Raw genomic sequence first — 18,840 nt, 5'->3', positions numbered from 1 at the left:
TTTTTTTAACTCTTTTTTGTCAATATTTAACTTTTCAAAGTTATTTGTTCAACACAAGACATCTATCCTGCACTATCCTGTTTTTTTATATATCTTTTAAAAAAAACGAAGAATAAATATATATATCACATTCATTTTACAAATATTTTATAAATAAAAAATATTAATAAAGCTTTGTAAATAATGTAATATTAACACTTAATAAGCCAAAAGTAAATATATGTATACTAATTTTACACATATTTATCATTTACAAGAAAACTTAAAACATACAACTAACTTAATAATGTACTTTCTATAGAGAATTTATATTAAAATAATTAATTTTGAATTTTAACTTAAAAAACCAAGTAGATAATGATTACTAAAACAGCAATAGTTACTGGAGGAAATTCAGGTTTAGGTTTTGCAACTGCAAAAAAATTATGCGACAACGGAATTAAAACATATATCATAGGAAGAACAAAAGAAAAAACAGAAGAGGCTTGTCAAGAAATTGGTCCAAATGCCATTCCTGTGATTTTCGATTTAAATAATTTAGCAGGAATTCCTGCTATGATTGCTGATCTTACCAAAGAAGCTCCTATTGACATTTTAGTAAACAATGCTGGTATCAATTTAAAAAAAGAATTTACTGATGTCACTGATGAAGATTTCTTTTCTGTAATTCATACTAATCTTTTGAGTGTATTTGCTATTAGTAGAGAAGTAGTAAAAAACATGAAAAACAACAATGGAGGTAGTATTATCAACATCAGTTCGATGGCTTCTCAATATGGAATTCCAAAAGTAATTGCGTACTCTTCTAGTAAAGGAGCTATCGAAGCTATGACCAGAGCCATGGCTGTTGAATTAGCACAATTTGGAATACGTGTCAATTGTATCGCTCCAGGTTTCATAAAAACAAAAATGTCATCAAAAGCATTAGACAATGACCCAGAAAGAAAAAACAAAGTTTTAGGCAGAACACCGATGGGATTTTTAGGCGAACCAGAAGATATTGCAGATGCGGCTTACTTCTTTGCAACGGCAGAATCTAAATATGTTACAGGTACTGTTTTAGCTGTAGATGGCGGAAACAGTATTGGTTTTTAACACACTGATTTAAAGATTTTTTTAAATAAAATTCTTTAAAACGAAACAATATACTTTCAACATCAGTCTCTTTTGTTTTGACTAAAGAGGCTGATGTTTTTTTATAAAAAATAATCAATCGCACCCTCTTTTAAAATAAAAAACTATATTTACATACCAGAACAGAATAGTTTTTAAAAAATGGAAACCAATTTTACTTTCAACATCAATCACGAAAGCGATATACCAAAATACCAACAATTAGTCAACGCAATAAACAATGCTATTTCTGAAAATATTTTAGCCAAAGGAGAACAACTCCCTTCGGTAAATACTATTTGTAAAGAATACCAACTTTCAAGAGATACTGTTTTTAAAGCCTACTCTATTTTAAAAGAACAAAAATTAATCGATTCTGTTCCTAACAAAGGCTATTTCGTTTTAGGAGAAACTCGGAAAGTCTTATTAGTATTAGACACCTTCAAAGCATACAAAGAAGTACTATACCATTCTTTCATCAATAATATTGCCGACAACATTATTGTTGATGTACAGTTTCATCATTACAACATAGAGAACTTTAAAACCATTATTAACAATAGTATTGGAAAATATTTCAAATATGTCGTTATGACTTTTGATCATAAAGAAATACCCAATTCACTGGCTGTAATTTCTAATGACAAATTATTACTGATTGATTGGAACATTCATTCCAAATCTAAAAATAATTATGTTTTTCAAGATTTTGGAAAAGCATTCTACGAGGCTATGAAAGAAGGAATTCCTCTTTTTAAAAAATACAAGGAAATCCATTTTATCTACCCTTCTTTCACAAACCACCCAAAGGAAACATTAACCTTCTTCAAGAAATTTTGCACCGAATTTGGTTTTAATCATAAAATAATCACTAATCCTAAAGAATTTATTATCCAAGAAAATATGGCATATATAAGTGTTAGCGATCGAATCCTAGGTAATTTTTTAGAACAATGCCGTGAAAAAAATTTAGAACCAGGAAAGGATGTTGGCTTTTTATCTTATAATGAAACACCTATGAAAAAATTTATTTACAAAGGAATTTCAGTAATTACCACAAATTTTGAAGAACTTGGATTGAAGGCCGCTGAATTTGTTTCCAAAGAAGAAGCTATACAATACTATATCCCTACAAAACTAATTACACGAGATTCGCTTTAAAACACTATTGTTTTCAAAACAGGACAGTACAGGATTCAATTAACAATCCTATTTAATAATATTGAGAAGTGTAAAAAAAGTATTCAGTATTTTTAGAAAGAGAATGTAAATTCAAAAGAATATTGATTCTAAGGTTAAATTGTTGTTCACGTTAGTTTTTAAAATTAGTTAATGAAGCCCTAACCTATTGTTAGGGCTTTTTAAACGCTCAAATTAATTATTAAATTCTAAAAAAAGACAGAACACTATTCAAAGAAAAGCTCAAAAAACTACTCGAACATGAAGAATTTAGTAGCGAAAAAAACAATTTTTGTAAGTCGAAAAATAAAAAACATCTTCTTCGTTTCAATATTATTTTTAACCTATATTCCTACTGAAGCTCAAGATAACAGGAGCTTCCAAATTTTTCAATTCCCTGCCAATAAAATCCCTACAATAGACGGAAACAAAGAAGATTGGGATTTAGTCCCAAAAAATTATATTGTTGGTATGGACCAACTTTGGGATGACAGTGGTAAACACACCAAAGCTAATCCTAACAACTTAGATGTAAGTATAAAAGTAGGCTGGGTAAAAGGGCTTAATCGACTTTACTTTCTATACGAAGCTTATGATAACTATTGGGATTTTTCCCTTTCAGGTTTACACAACGACACTTTTGAGCTTATTGTAGATGCCGACCAATCAGGAGGACCTTTCATTGATCGCTTTCATCCTAACAAAATATTAACCAATACCATGGAAGCCTATTTTTCCTATCATGGTGTACATGCACAAAACTATCATATTTTTACACCCGCAGTTGAAAAAGACTGGACAATGGTTTGGGGAAGCCAACCCTGGATTAAAAACCTACCTTACGCTAATGCTGCCTACCATCATGATTTCAAACCCGGACAAGCTGGAAAATTAACGTTGGAATTCTGGATAACTCCTTTTGATTATGCAGGAAACGATCCTTCGAGAGCCATCGAATCAATCCTTGAAGAAAACAAAAACATAGGACTTTGCTGGGCAATCATTGATTATGATGATGTAAACAAACAAGAAAACAATGGTTTTTGGAACTTATCAAAAGAACACACTATGTATGGCAACGCATCATATAGCTTACCCTTCAAATTGATGCCTCTAGAACCACAATTCAAAAAAGTGTTAGAAGCCAAATGGTCTCATAAAATCATCAATATGAATCAAAGAGAAATTGCATTTATTGATGAATCTGAAGGCCAAATTAACTCTTGGAATTGGGACTTTGGTGATGGAACAACTTCAACCGAACAAAATCCAATTCATCACTATAAAGAAGCTGGAAAATATGTTGTAATTTTAAAAATTAGAGGACCAAAAGGCGAATCTAAATTCTCTAAAGTTTGGGATGTTGCCGTAAAATAAAACCGAATTAATAGTAAAATATAACTAAACAACCATTCAAAACTAAAACCAAACCAAAATGAAAACGAACCATTCAAGAACCAAATTCAAAACCATAAAAAAAATAGGAATTGCAGCAAGCTTACTAGTGATTCCATTTAGTGTATTTGCTCAAGAGCCTGTAAATGACGCTACTACTCCCCTGCATTTTTTACAACCAGACTATCCTACTCCTTATGGAGCAAAATCTACTCAAGAAATCAAAGCAACTTTAGACAAAGTCTATGATTTTTTAGAAAAAACGACCCCTGCTTATATGGTAAACAGCAAGACGAAACAGGAGTTAAAAAACCTTAAAGAACTTAATGAAAACAGCATTTTCGCACCCGGAAGTTTCAGATTAACGAGCTACGAGTGGGGAGTAACCTATGCCGGAATGCTATTGGCTACGGAAGCTACTGGTGACCAAAAATATGCTGATTACACTAATAAACGATTAAAACTTATTGCAGATATTGCTCCTTTTTATAAAAAACAACTAGACAAAAACAAAGAGTACCCTTCTCCAATCCATGGTTTTTTGATGCCACATGCTTTAGACGATGGTGGAGCAATTACAGCTGCGATGATCAAAGCGCAAAGAGCAGGATTAAAGGCAGACTTAAGACCATTAATTGATGGTTTTATGGATTATATAAGTAATAAAGAATTCCGTTTAACTGATGGAACTTTAGCAAGAAACAGACCTCAGCCAAACACCTTATGGCTGGACGATATGTTCATGGGCGTTCCTGCTTTGGCTCAAATGGGTAAATTAACGGGCGATGTAAAATATTATGATGACGCTGTAAAACAAGTAAAACAATTTTCGGAGCGTATGTTCAATAGTCAAAAAGGAATTTATATGCATGGCTGGGTTCAAGGAATGGAGGAACATCCTCAATTTCATTGGGCTCGTGCTAATGGTTGGGCAGTGATGACTATGGTGGAATTATTAGAAACATTACCTAAAGATCATCCAGGTTACAACATGGTTTTAAACCAATTAAAAGCACATATCAAAGGATTAGTTTCGTATCAGGATGGAACTGGTTTTTGGCACCAATTATTAGACCGAAATGATACGTACTTAGAAACTTCGGCAACAGCAATTTACACCTATTCAATCGCCAGAGCGATAAACAGAGGATATATTGACAAAGCGGCGTATGCACCTGCTGCTTTACTAGCTTGGAATGCCGTTGCCACAAAAGTTAACGACAAAGGTCAGGTAGAAGGCACCTGCGTAGGAACCGGAATGGGATTTGATCCTGCATTTTACTACTATCGACCAATCAATACTTTTGCAGCACACGGATATGGCCCGGTACTTTTAGCGGGTTCCGAAATTATACTAATGCTTAAAAACAATGAATTTGAATTAAACGACAGTTCTGTTCAATTAAAATCTAAAAAGTAAAAATTCCACATTCATGTACAACAGCATTATCAACTGCATAACCGCAATTTCAATAGGTTTTTTAAGTTTTGGGCAATCAATCAAACAAAAAATTGATCCACCCAAAACACCTAATTTTGTCGTAATTGTAGCTGATGATGCTGGTTGGAATGACGTAAGTTACAATGGTTCTGAAATACATACCCCAAATATAGATTGGTTAGCTAAAAATGGAGCCCGTCTTAATCGTATGTACGCGGCACCAACTTGTTCACCTTCCAGAGCTAGTTTCTTTACTGGAAGACCTTCCAGCCGTATGGGAATAGTGGCACCTATAAGTGATAAAAGCAATCTTAGCCTTCCGGCAGATGTTACCACCTTACCCCAAGCTTTACATCAACAAAATTATCAAACGGCATTATTTGGCAAATGGCATTTAGGCCTTAATCCCACCAGCGGTCCAAAAGCTTATGGATTTGATTATTCCTATGGTTTTTTACATGGCCAAATAGACCAATACAGTCACGAATACAAAAATGGGGACCCGAGTTGGCACAGAAATGGTGTATTTATTACTGAAAAAGGACATGTTACTGATTTAATTGAAAACGAAGCCATTACTTGGCTTAAAACCAAAAGAGACCCGTCTAAAAACTTTTATATTCAATTAAGCTATAGTGTGCCCCACTTTCCTTTACAAGAGGAAGACAAATGGAAAAAACCCTATTTAAAAACCATTACAAACAAATCCAGAAGAGATTACGCAGCAGCCATGTCGCATTTGGATTATAGTATTGGACAAATTTTAAAAGCCTTAAAACAAAACCATTTAGACAAAAATACGATCATATTTTTTATGAGTGATAATGGTGCGATGCAAAACTGGATCCCAGGTATTCAATACAAAGGAAGGCATGCCGCAAATGATGTTTTAGGAAACAACTTCCCACTTCGCGACTGGAAAACTACCAACTATGAAGGAGCTATCAGAGTCCCTGCATTTGTGTATTGGAAAAACAAAATCAATCGTTCTATAAACAACAATTATATTTCAGTAAGTGATTTCATGCCTACTATTTTGTCTTTGGCTGGCACACAATCAATACCTAAAACTGTTGAAGGAAAAAATGTTTGGAATTCTATCATCCACAACGATTCCATCCCAAATCAATCGATATACATTCGTGGTCATTTACAGGAAAGCATCATTGAAAAACCTTGGAAATTAATCAGAACCAGACATAAAAATGGCACAACTACTTTTGAACTTTTTAATATTGAAAAAGATCCTGAAGAGAAGGAAAACCTAATGCTAACCCACCCAAATATTGCTTCAAAATTAACTCAAGATTTGGAAAATCAATTTAGCAAAGATGCCAAAGAAGTAAATTCGGCCGGTGAATAATTGAAAACGAAATTCCCAAAAACGATCTCATTTTCTATAATAACAAGATTACTATTTAAAAACAGGTTAGTACAGGACAGTTATTTGAAATAAAATAAAGATTTTCGATAGTAAATCAATCAAAATGCGACCAAACTTTTTTATTTTAAGCTGTTTTCTAATGCTTTTTTTTTCTTGTAAAGAAATGGCACAAACACCCCATTCCACGAATTTTGAACCGGAATGGATTAACAAAGTAGGAGCAAAAGAAAACACTTTTAAATCTAAAATCTATTATGCAAATGATTTTGGAGCAGTGAATGATGGTAAAACACTTTCTACAAAAAACATACAAAAAGCCATTGATGAATGCAGTAAAAAAGGTGGCGGAACTATCACTTTTAAACCCGGAAAATATTTAACAGCTTCTTTATTCATCAAAGAAGGAGTCCATTTTAATGTCCCAAAAGAAGTAATACTTTTAGGAAGCGAAAACATAGCCGATTATCCGGAAATTGACACCCGAGTGGCTGGTATCGAAATGAAATGGCCAACGGCTTTAATCAATGTGTTGGACCAAAAAAACGTCACATTGGATGGAGAAGGAATCATCGACGGACAAGGAAAAGTACACTGGGATTACTACTGGAATTTACGCAAAGAATACGAGGCTAAAAATTTACGTTGGATTGTAGATTATGATGCCAAACGCCCTAGAACCATTTTAATAAGCAATTCAAAAAATGTATTTCTAAAAGACCTCAACATTCAAAGAGCCGGATTTTGGACAGTCCAGGTATTGTATTCGGAGTACGTTACTGTTGATGGTATCAAAATCAGAAACAATATTGGCGGACACGGCCCAAGTACCGATGGAGTGGATATCGATTCTTCAAGATGGATACTGGTACAAAACTGTGATATTGATTGTAATGACGATAATTTTTGTCTAAAAGCAGGTCGTGATTGGGACGGATTGAGAGTCAATCGCCCAACAGAATATGTGATGGTACGCAATTGTATTGCGCGTCAAGGCGCAGGATTATTCACCTTAGGAAGCGAAACTTCAGGTAGTATCCGTCATGTTTACGCTTCCAATATTCAGGGTTATGGCACCAAAAATGGACTGAATATCAAATCGGCAACCAATCGAGGTGGAACTGTTGAAGATGTTTATATGGAGAATATCAAAATGGAAAGTGTAGGTACTTTTATCAGTATTTCTATGAACTGGAATCCAGCCTACAGCTATTCCAAACTTCCGGAGGGATATACCGAAGAAAGTCTACCTCCCCATTGGAAAAAAATGCTGACTAAAGTCGAACCGGAATCTCGTGGAATTCCCACTTTTAAAAACATTTATCTAAACAACATCGACATCAAAGGCGCTAAAAAAGCCATCTCGGTAGCCGGTTTAAAGGAATCGATAGTTGAAAATGTGAATTTGAAAAACGTACATATTTCAGCCGAAACTGCCGGAAGTATTTCCTATAGCAGCAACTGGAATCTGGATGACGTAAGTATTCAGGCTTTGGATCATTCGACCTTAAAAATTGAAAACTCTAAAAATGTAGATTTCAGCAAATAAACCAATCAACAACCAGCCAAAACTATAGTGAAAACCAAAATTTATATCCTTCTTTTTCTGCTGTCGTTTTCGATGCAATACACTTTTGCGCAGCAAAAAGAACTTTGGCATGGAATAAAGCGTAAAATCCATTATACACCTGAAGGAAAGAGTTTTGTATTACAAAATGGAACCCGAAAATTCAACCGAGCTCTATACGGAAGCAATACGGCTTTTAGAGTAGAGGCCGGAGATTTACCTGAATTTGCAACTTACATGCCGGGAATGGGTGGCAATTTCAAACTGGGAATTGTCAATAATGGCAAAAGCAAATGGATAACCGAAGCAGATAAAATCAATACTAAATACACTCCCGGAACGGTTGAGTACGAAATCAAAGATGCCTTATTAGAAAATGCTTCTTTGAGCGTTCAGATTGTTGCTTTGGTAGATACCGAAGGATTTATAGTAAAAGTTACAGGCAAAAATATACCTAAAAAACTTTCACTAATCTGGGCTTATGGAGGCGCCAGTGGCAAAAAATTTTCCCGAAACGGAGATATTGGCGGCGACCCGGAATCGGTATTTTATTTACAACCGGAATATTGCATTAACAACCAATATCAAATTAATAAAAACAGCTTTAACCTTGATTATGGTTCGGAAAGCAGTAAAAAAAACACAGAAAACAACCAGCATTTAATTGGTATTTTTCCCGTTTCAAAAGTACTGATAACGAGTGCACATTTTCTTAAAACACCGTTAGAAAATTATACCTCAACTGCTAATAAAGCACCTATGCTAACAGGCCAATTAAAGCAATTTTCGAAAAATGGCGACTTTTGGTTGATTGAAAATGCAACTAAAATTGACAATAATAGTCAGGAAACTATAGCTGCAAAATTCCAAAAAGCGTTGGATCAAGCGGAACAATTGGCTAGTCGGATTAAAATCAACACTCCCGACCCGTATATCAATACTTTAGGCGGTACACTGGCTATGGCAGCCGATGCTATCTGGGAAAATCCTGCTTATTTACACGGAGCAATAGCCTGGCGAATGTACCTAAATGCCTGGCGTGGTGCTTATGTAGCTGATCCTTTAGGCTGGCATGACAGAGCCAAAAGTCATTTTGAAAGCTATGGAAATTCGCAGGTAATCGAACCGGAATCAGGTCCTGTTGTACCTGACACTACCCGAAATTATGCCCGCCAATTGGAAAAAATGGGTACTTCGATGTTCTCCAGCGGTTACATCAGCCGCAATCCAAACAACAACAAAGTAGCGCACCATTACGACATGAATCTGGTTTTTATTGACCAGTTGATTCGTCATTTCAAATGGACTGGCGATATTAATTTTCTAAAAAAAATGTGGCCGGTTATTCAAAGACATTTGGCCTGGGAAAAAAGAAATTATGATGTAGATGGCGATGGACTCTACGACGCCTATGCCGCTATCTGGGCGAGTGATGCCTTGCAATATAGTGGTGGTGGTGTGACACATACGTCGGCTTATAATTATTATGCGAATAAAATGGCTGCCGAATTAGCGCAAATCATAGGTGAAGATGGTTCGGCTTACGCCAAAGAAGCCCAACATATTTATAATGCCATTCAGCAAAAACTATGGTTGAACAACAAAGGAACCTTTGCCGAATACAAAGACCTTTTGGGCAATCAATTGACTCATGACACTCCTGCTATTTGGAGTATTTACCATGCTTTGGACAGCGAAGTTGCCAATCCGTTTCAGGCGTATCAAGCATTGCGCTATATTGACACTGAAATTCCGCATATTCCGGTGGCAGCCGAAGGCTTGGACAAAAAGAATTTAGAAATCATCTCAACGACCAATTGGCAACCTTACGACTGGTCGCTCAACAATGTGGCTCTTGCCGAAATTCTGCACACTTCCCTCGCCTATTGGCAGGCAGGACAATCGGAAAAAGCCTATCAGCTTTGGGAAAGTGGTTTAATCGAAAGTATGTATCTCGGTGCTTCACCGGGAAGTTTCGAGCAGTTGCTATTTCAGGATGCCATTCGTGGAGAATTATACCGTGATTTTGCCGACCCGGTGGGAATGGCAGGAAGAACTTTGGTAGAAGGACTTTTCGGCATTCAACCTGATGCACTGAAAAACACGCTGACTATTCAACCCGGATTACCTATCGCCTGGAATCAGGCCTCATTGGAAGTTCCGGATATTGCATTCGCATTTGAAAGAAAAAACAATACGGATAGTTACCAAATCAAGCCTCATTTTGCGACAAAAATGAAGCTGCAACTCTTGGTAAATGCTACACATGAATCCATTAGCCAATTAACCGTTAACGAAAAAGAAGTAAGTTGGAAAGTACTTGAATCCACTATCGGCAACCCAAAAATCAGCATTGAAGTTCCTTATGCCGATGCCTACCAAATTGAAATCATTTGGAGTGGAGAAAAATTAGAGAAAATCAGCTACGATTCAAACATTTGCGAAGGCGAAAACATAAGCATAAAAACACAAAAAGCAAGCATTTTAGAAATCAAAGACAGTCAAAATTGTCTGAGCAAAATCGAGCAAAACCAACATCAAATTAATGCAACTGCAAATGGTCTTGGCAACAAAAGTTTCTTCGTAAAACTAAAGCAAAACGAGATGATTTGGTGGCAGGCAATCGATATTAGTATTCAGCCAAAAGTTGAAATCCTTTCGAATAGTTTAAACGAAAACAAATTCCTTTTAGACCTAAAAAACAATAGTTCTCAAGCCATAAAAGGATATTTTTTAGTAAATAATGAAGCGAATAAAAAGGCTATTCATTTAGCTACCGAAACTCAAAATAAAATCGAAATTCCTTTAGAACAACTGGTTTCAGGAACCAATTCGATTTCAATTATTGCTGATGACGGCACAAAAAACCAACTTTTATTTAACAATTGGGACATTCAGGCTAATCCAAAAACCAAATGGGAAAGCGTGAATCTAAATCCGTTTTTCAATGATAAAATCACGAATATTTTTGAACACCAATACCTAAGCCCGAGAGCGCAATCACCTAGTCTTCAACTCCCAACACAAGGAATAGGAAACTGGTGTTATCCACTAATAAAACCGGAAATTGACGACTCCGGATTGAGAAAATGGGCAGGAGCGAAAAATCTAATCAAGAGTCCGCAAGGAATACCTTTTAGCACGCCTTCCACTGCCGATAAAAACATCGCTTTTGTATCACAATGGGACAACTTTTCTAAGGCTATAACTATTCCCCTTTCGGGAAAAGCATCTCAGGCTTACCTGATGATGGCCGGTACTACCAACCCAATGCAAAGCCGATTTATTAACGGCCAAATAATTGTAACTTACACAGATGGAAGCTTCGAAAAACTGGAACTAAAAAACCCTGAAAATTGGTGGCCAATCGAACAGGACTATTATACCGATGATTTTGCTTTTACCACCAATGCTCCAAAACCACCAAGAGTCTATCTTAAATCAGGAACTATTAGCAGAGATTTCAAAGACTTTAAAGGCATCAAAGGATTTAGTGATTTTGGAGTTGAAGGCGGTGCAGGAACGATTTTGGATATTCCTTTAGACAAAAATAAAAACCTAAAACAAATCGAAATAAAAGCCATTGCCAATGATGTGATTATTGGACTAATGAGTATAACCTTAAACAGAAATTAAGTATGCGAAAAATAATAACCAGCCTTTCTTTGTGCCTGCTCCTAACCACAGCAAAAGCACAGGATAAAATCGACCGCAAAGCCTTAGTAACAAGGCACAATGTAAACATCACCAAAATCGACACCCTAGGTTCTTTGTCGGTTGGAAACGGAACATTTGCTTTTACTGTAGACGCCACAGGTTTACAAACATTTCCGGATTATTATCAGGCAGGTGTTCCTTTGGGAACCCAATCCGAATGGGGATGGGATGCTGTGCCTAATACCGAAAATTACCAATTTGAAGAAAGCCTGAGAAACATTGAACAGAATGGCAGAAAGGTTACTTATTCGATGCAACAAAAAACACCGGAACACGCTGCAAAAGCGGTAGAATATTTCCGTGCCAATGCACACCGTTTGCAACTGGGAAATTTAGGTTTTGAATTATTCAAAAAAGATGGCTCACCGGCACAACCTTCGGATATCAAAAACATCCAACAAACACTAAATGTCTGGACAGGGGAAATCGAAAGTTCGTTTACTCTCGAAGGAACTGCTGTAAAAGTTTGGACAGCTTCCCATCAGGAACAGGATGTGATTGGTGTAAAAGTAGTTTCTGATTTGATAAAAAAAGGACATCTCAAAATCCGTATGCGAATCCCTTTCCCAACGATGAAATGGGGCGATAACGGTAATCTTTGGAAAGCTGATTTGGCTTATACCAGCACGCTTTCGAAGAATGGAAAAAACGAAGTCATTATCCATCACAAAATGGATTCGATTACTTACAATGTCGGTCTAAAATGGAAAGGAAATGCGACGATTGCTCAAAAAGAAGCACATTATTTTCTTTTGACTCCCGCTAAAAACAACAGTTTTGAATTTAGTTGCGCATTTGCTCCTGCTTACAAAAGCAACTTAACTATTCCTGATGTACCTGCAGTGCAAACTAGCACTATTTTGGGCTGGGAAAAATTTTGGAAAAGCGGTGCTGCAGTAGATTTTTCGCAATGTACAGACAAACGAGCATTTGAATTGGAACGCCGAATTATTTTATCCCAATATTTAACCAAATTGCAATGCACCGGAAGCGAACCTCCTCAGGAAACCGGACTGACATACAACAGCTGGTACGGTAAACCACACTTGGAAATGCATTGGTGGCATGGGGTTCATTTTCCGATTTGGGGAAGAGCCAATTTGCTTGAAAAAAGTCTGCCTTGGTACAACAAAGTCTATGATAATGCCAAGAAAATAGCCGAAAGACAAGGTTATGATGGGGTAAGATGGCAAAAAATGACCGATCCGGATGGTAACGAAGCACCCTCATCGATTGGTGCATTATTGATTTGGCAACAGCCACATTTCATTACTTATGCCGAGTTGATGTACCGCGACCATAAAGACAAAGCAACCTTAGACTTATACAAAAAACGTGTTTTTGCCACTGCCGATTTCATGGCTTCTTTTGCTTATTATGACCAAGAGAAAAAAAGATACATCCTTGGACCGGGTGTCATTCCGGCGCAGGAACGTTTTGTTGCCGAAAAAACATTCAATCCAACTTATGAATTAGCTTATTGGAATTGGGCTTTAAATACCGCTTTGGAATGGAAAAAACGTTTAGGCGAACCCGAAGTAGCCAAATGGAAGGATGTAATTCTACAACTATCGCAATTGCCAGTACAAAACAATGTGTATCTGGCGACAGAGAGTGCCACCGATTCTTACACCAATCCGGAATACAAAACGGATCATCCTTCGGTTTTTGGAACCTACGGAATGTTACCGGAAACTACTTTGCTGGACAAAAAAATCATGCGAAATACTTTCGATTTAATTTGGGACACTTGGTCGTGGAAAGAAACATGGGGTTGGGATTTCCCAATGACAGCCATGACAGCCGCTCGATTGGGCATGCCTGAAAAAGCAGTTGATGCGCTATTTATGAATGTGCAAACGAATACCTATTTGGTAAACGGACACAATTATCAGGAAGGTCGATTACCAATTTATTTACCAGGAAATGGTGGTATCCTAACTGCTGTTGCCATGATGTGTGCCGGTTGGGACGGCACTACCGAAAACAATCCGGGTTTCCCTAAAAATGGACAATGGAATGTAAGATGGGAAGGTCTTGAAAAAATGTTTTAATAAACGAAAATTAGGATTATTTACGGGATGTCAATGTCCTTAACATCCGCAGGCGAGTGTCAAATGTTTGAAGAATCCGTAAAAAGAAAAGCTGTTTGACCCCGAATCCTTTCGGGGGAGTTCTTTTCTTTTAGGATTCGAAAACAAATTTGACCGACGAGGATGTGAAGACTTGATTTTTTTGTTTCTTTTTTGATCAAGCAAAAAAGAAATTATATAAAAATACTACTTCTTTTAAACCTTATTAACGAATCAATGTCCTAACTAAATGATTTACAACTAATCTTTTAATAATTTCAACCAACCCTAAACCAATAATGAAAAAATACTTCTTAGCCTTACTCGCTTGTCAATTATCCCTTGCCGGATTTAGCCAAAGACAAATGGAATCCCTCGACAGAGGATTGATTGCAGTAAAAGAAAACGGTCATTTTTATGTGAACTGGAGAGTTTTAGGAACCGATGCTGATGATTTGGCTTTTAATTTATATCGAAAAAGCGGAAAAAATGCTGCTGTAAAAGTCAACACTAAACCCATAACTGGAGCTACGAATCTAATTGACGACAAAGCCAATCCCGCAGAAGACAATACTTGGTTTGTAAAAACTGTTTTAAATGGAGTTGAAAAAGAAGCGAAAGGTAGTTTTACACTTCCCGCCAGCAGCCCTGATAAAAACTATTTATCCATTCCGCTAAAAGCTGTTCCCGGTTATTCTGCTAACGACTGTTCTGTGGGAGATTTAGACGGAGACGGTCGCTACGAAATCGTGGTCCACATGACGGGAATTGGCAAAGACAATTCGTTTGCCGGATTAACGGATCCTCCAATTTTTCAAGCTTATACTTTGGAAGAAAAATTGCTATGGCAAATTAACCTTGGTAAAAACATTCGCGAAGGCGCTCATTATACCCAATTTATGGTCTATGATTTAGACGGAGACGGCATAGCAGAATTCGTTTGTAAAACTGCCGATGGAACTACCGACAATGCTAATCAGGTGGTGGGAGATGCTTCTAAAGACTGGCGTGATTTAAACCCAAAATCGCCCACTTTTGGTAAGATTTTGCAAGGTCCGGAATACTTATCTGTTTTTGATGGCAAAACAGGAAATTTGGTTACTACCGTTCCTTATATCCCTGAAAGAGGCAATATTGCAGGTTGGGGAGGCAAAGGCGGAAATGGTAAAACAGACAGAACAGGTAACAGAGTCGATCGATTTACGGCCTGTGTGGCTTATTTGGATGGCGTTCATCCCAGTGTGGTGATGTGTCGTGGTTATTACGGTCGTATTGTAATGGCAGCCTGGGATTTTAAAGACAAAAAGTTAACTTCACGTTGGATTTTCGATACTAAAGACGGTAGCAATCCTTACTCAGGAATGGGCAACCACGGACTATCTGTTGCCGATGTAGACAATGACGGAAAAGACGAAATTATCTATGGTGCTATGGTAGTAGATGACGATGGAAAAGGAATGTACACGACAGGATTGCGTCATGGTGATGCGTTGCATGTAAGCGATTTAGACCCTGAAATACTGGGTCAGGAAGTATTTGGGGTTCATGAAATTGAAGAAGGCACCAAAGGTCCTGGAGTGGCGCTATTTTCAGCTGCAACAGGAAAAATATTGTTTACAGCCGCCCCTAATGAAGATGTAGGAAGAGGTGTTGCCGACAATATTGATTCAACCCGCGTAGGTGCGCAAATGTGGTGGTCAGGTTCTGGAGGATTGTATGACATCAAAGGGAATAGAATAGGCGATGCGCCTCGTGCTGCCAATTTCCTAATTTATTGGGATGGCGATGCAACAAGAGAAATTCTAAATTCCAATTATATTGACAAATACGGAAAAGGCCGTCTTTTTACAGCCGAAGGTGCCCGTTCTAATAATGGAACCAAATCCACACCTGCCCTTTCAGCCGATATTTTAGGCGACTGGCGTGAGGAACTGATTTTAAGAAGTGAAGATAACAGCGAATTACGCATTTACTCGACTACAATTCCAACAGACATCAGGCAATACACTCTAATGCACGACTCTCAGTACCGACTGGCAATTGCCTGGCAAAACGTAGGCTACAACCAGCCGCCTCACCTTAGTTTTTATATGGGAAAAGGCATGAAGACCGCGCCAAAACCAAATATTAAATTGGTGCCTTAAAAGAAAACTTCTACCCTTTTTTTTAGCACAGCTTAGGCTGTGCTTTTTTGTTTTGTAAGAAAATATTTTTTATTTACTTTAGCGAATGACAAAAATAAATTTATAGCGACAATCTACCCTAATTGGGGTGTATATGCGCTATTTTATAGCGAGTATATACGAGTTATAGGGCATTTTAAAAGACGACACAATGAAACAAATAATTTACATATTGACATTAGCATTTGGACTTTATGGTTGCAACAACAAGACAACAGAAAAAGCGACTGACCAAAACTTGGTAGACACTTTACAAACTATTTCGGCTGACAAACCTAATTTGGAAATTTACATCAAAGACAAATCGCAATACGACCAGACTTTTATAAATGGACTTGCGGACTACAATGAGCCTATAAAACTCATTGACAATTACATTATAACTGGCAAAGACACAACGTATTTTCCTGAAGACCTCAATTTAAATAAAGAGACAACTTTTAAAGCAACAAAGGACATTAATAAATATGTTCTGACAGTTACAAGAAACAACTTAACAAATTTGACTTACACATTTAAACTCATAGACAAAGACAATAAAACTGTTGACACCAAATCGGGAAAAGCAATTTTAGGTTCAATGTTTTTTTTAGCGTCAGAAGTTGACGAAGACAGCGAAACAGGTGACGGTTACGGTAGTTGTGAATATTGGGACAAATCTAATGACTGCTGGTTTGCAATAAGAATTGGTATTGGAAAGGACGACAACGGAAGACTTAGAGCAATGCTAAAATATGGTTGTGACGATAAAAACAAACAAACTTTAAATTTAGACGAATGCCCTACACTTCGGACAGAATAAAAACGCCCTATAACATGGGTTTGGCAAAATAGGGGTTTTCTCGGTTCAATTATATTTATTACTTTTAACAAAATTCGGTGCGGGCGGACAGTTTAGGGTTCCATAACTCCCCTACTTCGCCAAGCCCTAGCCGTTAAGCCATTTTTTAAACCTGTTTGAAATGAAACATTTTCTTTTATTGTTCCTGATTTTTTCATTGGAAATGAATGCCCAATCTGGTGCTCATTTGCAACAAATACCTCTTTTCTTTCAAAAATCAAATCGACCAATTTAAAAAATCATCACCATGAAAAAACTACAATACAAAATCAGCATTAAAGCTCCCGCAAGTCAGGTTTATGATATGATGCTGGGCATTAATGAAAAATCAAACTATGAGGCTTGGACGGCGATGTTTAACCCTACCTCAACATACGAAGGCAATTGGGAAAAGGGCTCTAAAATCCTATTTATCGGAGTGGATGAAAATGGGGAAAAAGGAGGTATGGTTTCCAGAATTGAAGAGAACATTCCGAATCAATTTATTTCTATTCAGCATTATGGGCTTTACAAAGCCGGCGAGGAAATCACAGAAGGCGAGGAAGTAGCCAAATGGGCAAATGGTTTTGAGAATTACACTTTCGAAGAAAATAATGGTATTACAACTGTTACAGTTGACCTCGACACCTCCGAAGATTTTGTAGATTATATGAACGATACTTTCCCAAAAGCGCTCAACAAGCTGAAAGAAATTTGCGAGAAATAACGATTCTATTTAAAACAATCAATAATATATTTTCACACAGCTCCGCATAGTTTACAAATTTGCGGTTGTGCTAATCGGTTTACAACCGATATTTTTTGCGTCTGTCACAGACAGAATAACACATCCTCAAAGTCAGAGACTTTGCGGAGCTGAGAAATTACCGAATCGTTTTCCAAAAATCATCTTTTGGAAAAATGTTTTGCAAAGTATATTTTGCGGCTTCTTCTTTCGTTAATTGGTGTGACCAGGCCACTCTTTTATTGGTTTTGGCTCCTTTGCCTTTGTTTTTGTATTCGGCATAAAAAGCGGTTTTGGTTTTATCCGGAAAACGCTCATCTGGCCAAGGATCCCATCCCTCTGGAACGATATGACTGCCTAATTTACAATTCATAAATACCGTTTTAGCAAAGGGACGCCATGGACGCCCAAGGAAGACTTTGGTCACATTGGCATCGGCTATTAATTTGCAATTCAAAAATACATAACCAAATTCCTGATTCTCGGGTGTAGAAGCGGCAGTGATGTACGAATCTTTTTTACTATAAATAATACAATCTTTGAAAACCGCCCTTGCCGGTCCAAAAATAAAATCGGTCGTGCCCTCGATATAGCAATTTTCATAGTATTGATACGTAAAATCTCCATCCGTCAAAAGCGTATCTTGGCAACCTAAAATTCGGGCATTTTTAATTGTAAAACGAGTTCCTTTGATATGTAAAGAAACAGCTTGGCCTTTCTCGCACCAAGTATTTTCAATGGTTACATTTTCAATTCGAACATCATCGGCACGAACTAACAGTGTATACGAATCCGAAGTTCCATAATTACGGCTGGAATTTGGATTCGGTTTACCTGAATAATCATCATTAGTAATTATTGTTTTTTCTTTGTCTTCTCCTGTTAATTGCAAAGCTTTTTTGGAAGACGGAATCACCACTTTCTCTTTGTAAATTCCATTCTTTATAAAAATCAAAACTCTTACAGTATCTGTATTAGCCGCATCAATTGCTTCCTGAATAGTTTTAAAATCTCCGGTTCCATCCTGAGCAACGACAATCTTTTTATCCCAATCTGATTTTAATTCTGTAGCAAAACCAACATTCGAAAAAACACATAAAAAAAATACTAAAAAATACTTCATCATCTTACTATATTAATTGCAGCCCCATTAAACAAAGCGGAGCCTGAAACTCAAAAATAAAGAAAAAAATCTAGTTTTAAGTAATCGATTACAATTAATAAAAA

13 protein-coding genes are annotated in these 18,840 nt (G+C 36.8%); 11 read left to right on the top strand and 2 right to left on the bottom strand.

What is annotated here, in order from left to right; all coding sequences use genetic code 11:
* Positions 1 to 357 precede the first annotated feature (357 nt).
* The 10 genes from ACFPTQ_RS05075 (at position 358) to ACFPTQ_RS05030 (ending at position 16,850) form a co-directional block, all read left to right on the top strand.
* Entirely contained in the window at positions 358 to 1,095 is a 738-nt protein-coding gene (locus tag ACFPTQ_RS05075) for an SDR family NAD(P)-dependent oxidoreductase (RefSeq protein WP_379774666.1), read from the top strand.
* 180 nt (positions 1,096 to 1,275) lie between these two features.
* Complete coding sequence (locus ACFPTQ_RS05070; RefSeq protein ID WP_379774663.1) at positions 1,276 to 2,274, top strand: GntR family transcriptional regulator; 999 nt, start codon at positions 1,276 to 1,278, stop codon at positions 2,272 to 2,274.
* A gap of 279 nt (positions 2,275 to 2,553) precedes the next feature.
* Positions 2,554 to 3,669 carry a PKD domain-containing protein gene (locus ACFPTQ_RS05065; RefSeq protein ID WP_379774660.1) on the top strand — a complete coding sequence of 372 codons (1,116 nt, stop codon included), beginning with the start codon at positions 2,554 to 2,556 and terminating at the stop codon, positions 3,667 to 3,669.
* A gap of 58 nt (positions 3,670 to 3,727) precedes the next feature.
* Positions 3,728 to 5,107 (top strand): glycoside hydrolase family 88/105 protein, encoded by a 1,380-nt coding sequence (locus tag ACFPTQ_RS05060; protein WP_379774657.1) that lies wholly within the window; start codon positions 3,728 to 3,730, stop codon positions 5,105 to 5,107.
* Between the two features lie 13 nt (positions 5,108 to 5,120).
* Positions 5,121 to 6,491, top strand: a complete 1,371-nt coding sequence (locus tag ACFPTQ_RS05055; RefSeq protein ID WP_379774655.1) for a sulfatase-like hydrolase/transferase — start codon at positions 5,121 to 5,123, stop codon at positions 6,489 to 6,491.
* A gap of 184 nt (positions 6,492 to 6,675) precedes the next feature.
* The gene (locus ACFPTQ_RS05050) at positions 6,676 to 8,058 is read left to right on the top strand and encodes a glycoside hydrolase family 28 protein (RefSeq protein WP_379774653.1); all 1,383 of its coding nucleotides are present in this window, start codon (positions 6,676 to 6,678) and stop codon (positions 8,056 to 8,058) included.
* 72 nt (positions 8,059 to 8,130) lie between these two features.
* Positions 8,131 to 11,712, top strand: a complete 3,582-nt coding sequence (locus tag ACFPTQ_RS05045) for a DUF4450 domain-containing protein (RefSeq protein ID WP_379774650.1) — start codon at positions 8,131 to 8,133, stop codon at positions 11,710 to 11,712.
* A 2-nt stretch (positions 11,713 to 11,714) separates the two neighbouring features.
* Entirely contained in the window at positions 11,715 to 13,847 is a 2,133-nt protein-coding gene (locus tag ACFPTQ_RS05040; protein ID WP_379774648.1) for a hypothetical protein, read from the top strand.
* A gap of 317 nt (positions 13,848 to 14,164) precedes the next feature.
* Positions 14,165 to 16,009, top strand: coding sequence for a rhamnogalacturonan lyase (locus ACFPTQ_RS05035; protein WP_379774645.1), 1,845 nt, complete (start codon positions 14,165 to 14,167; stop codon positions 16,007 to 16,009).
* 190 nt (positions 16,010 to 16,199) lie between these two features.
* Positions 16,200 to 16,850, top strand: coding sequence for a hypothetical protein (locus tag ACFPTQ_RS05030; RefSeq protein WP_379774642.1), 651 nt, complete (start codon positions 16,200 to 16,202; stop codon positions 16,848 to 16,850).
* 92 nt (positions 16,851 to 16,942) lie between these two features.
* Here ACFPTQ_RS05030 and ACFPTQ_RS05025 read toward each other — a convergent pair whose 3' ends face one another.
* Positions 16,943 to 17,110, bottom strand: a complete 168-nt coding sequence (locus tag ACFPTQ_RS05025; RefSeq protein WP_379774639.1) for a hypothetical protein — start codon at positions 17,108 to 17,110, stop codon at positions 16,943 to 16,945.
* 26 nt (positions 17,111 to 17,136) lie between these two features.
* On the opposite strand from ACFPTQ_RS05025, the gene ACFPTQ_RS05020 reads away from it, so the two are divergent.
* Positions 17,137 to 17,595, top strand: coding sequence for an SRPBCC family protein (locus tag ACFPTQ_RS05020; protein WP_379774636.1), 459 nt, complete (start codon positions 17,137 to 17,139; stop codon positions 17,593 to 17,595).
* 157 nt (positions 17,596 to 17,752) lie between these two features.
* Here ACFPTQ_RS05020 and ACFPTQ_RS05015 read toward each other — a convergent pair whose 3' ends face one another.
* On the bottom strand, positions 17,753 to 18,739 hold the full coding sequence (locus ACFPTQ_RS05015) for a pectinesterase family protein (RefSeq protein ID WP_379774633.1): 987 nt from the start codon (positions 18,737 to 18,739) through the stop codon (positions 17,753 to 17,755).
* Between the last annotated feature and the right edge of the window lie 101 nt (positions 18,740 to 18,840).

The organism is Flavobacterium sp. GCM10022190 (assembly GCF_042656445.1).
Lineage (GTDB): Bacteria > Bacteroidota > Bacteroidia > Flavobacteriales > Flavobacteriaceae > Flavobacterium > Flavobacterium nitratireducens.
Note: the sequence above shows the minus strand (reverse complement) of the source record. Positions and strands in the feature narration are given on the sequence as shown.

What these genes read in the sequence shown, in the direction of transcription:
- ACFPTQ_RS05075 (WP_379774666.1), top strand. Translation starts at nt 358, where the DNA reads ATGATTACTAAAACAGCAATAGTTACTGGAGGAAATTCAGGTTTAGGT.
- ACFPTQ_RS05070 (WP_379774663.1), top strand. Translation starts at nt 1,276, where the DNA reads ATGGAAACCAATTTTACTTTCAACATCAATCACGAAAGCGATATACCA.
- ACFPTQ_RS05065 (WP_379774660.1), top strand. Translation starts at nt 2,554, where the DNA reads ATGAAGAATTTAGTAGCGAAAAAAACAATTTTTGTAAGTCGAAAAATA.
- ACFPTQ_RS05060 (WP_379774657.1), top strand. Translation starts at nt 3,728, where the DNA reads ATGAAAACGAACCATTCAAGAACCAAATTCAAAACCATAAAAAAAATA.
- ACFPTQ_RS05055 (WP_379774655.1), top strand. Translation starts at nt 5,121, where the DNA reads ATGTACAACAGCATTATCAACTGCATAACCGCAATTTCAATAGGTTTT.
- ACFPTQ_RS05050 (WP_379774653.1), top strand. Translation starts at nt 6,676, where the DNA reads ATGGCACAAACACCCCATTCCACGAATTTTGAACCGGAATGGATTAAC.
- ACFPTQ_RS05045 (WP_379774650.1), top strand. Translation starts at nt 8,131, where the DNA reads ATGCAATACACTTTTGCGCAGCAAAAAGAACTTTGGCATGGAATAAAG.
- ACFPTQ_RS05040 (WP_379774648.1), top strand. Translation starts at nt 11,715, where the DNA reads ATGCGAAAAATAATAACCAGCCTTTCTTTGTGCCTGCTCCTAACCACA.
- ACFPTQ_RS05035 (WP_379774645.1), top strand. Translation starts at nt 14,165, where the DNA reads ATGAAAAAATACTTCTTAGCCTTACTCGCTTGTCAATTATCCCTTGCC.
- ACFPTQ_RS05030 (WP_379774642.1), top strand. Translation starts at nt 16,200, where the DNA reads ATGAAACAAATAATTTACATATTGACATTAGCATTTGGACTTTATGGT.
- ACFPTQ_RS05020 (WP_379774636.1), top strand. Translation starts at nt 17,137, where the DNA reads ATGAAAAAACTACAATACAAAATCAGCATTAAAGCTCCCGCAAGTCAG.
- ACFPTQ_RS05015 (WP_379774633.1), bottom strand. Translation starts at nt 18,739, where the DNA reads ATGATGAAGTATTTTTTAGTATTTTTTTTATGTGTTTTTTCGAATGTT.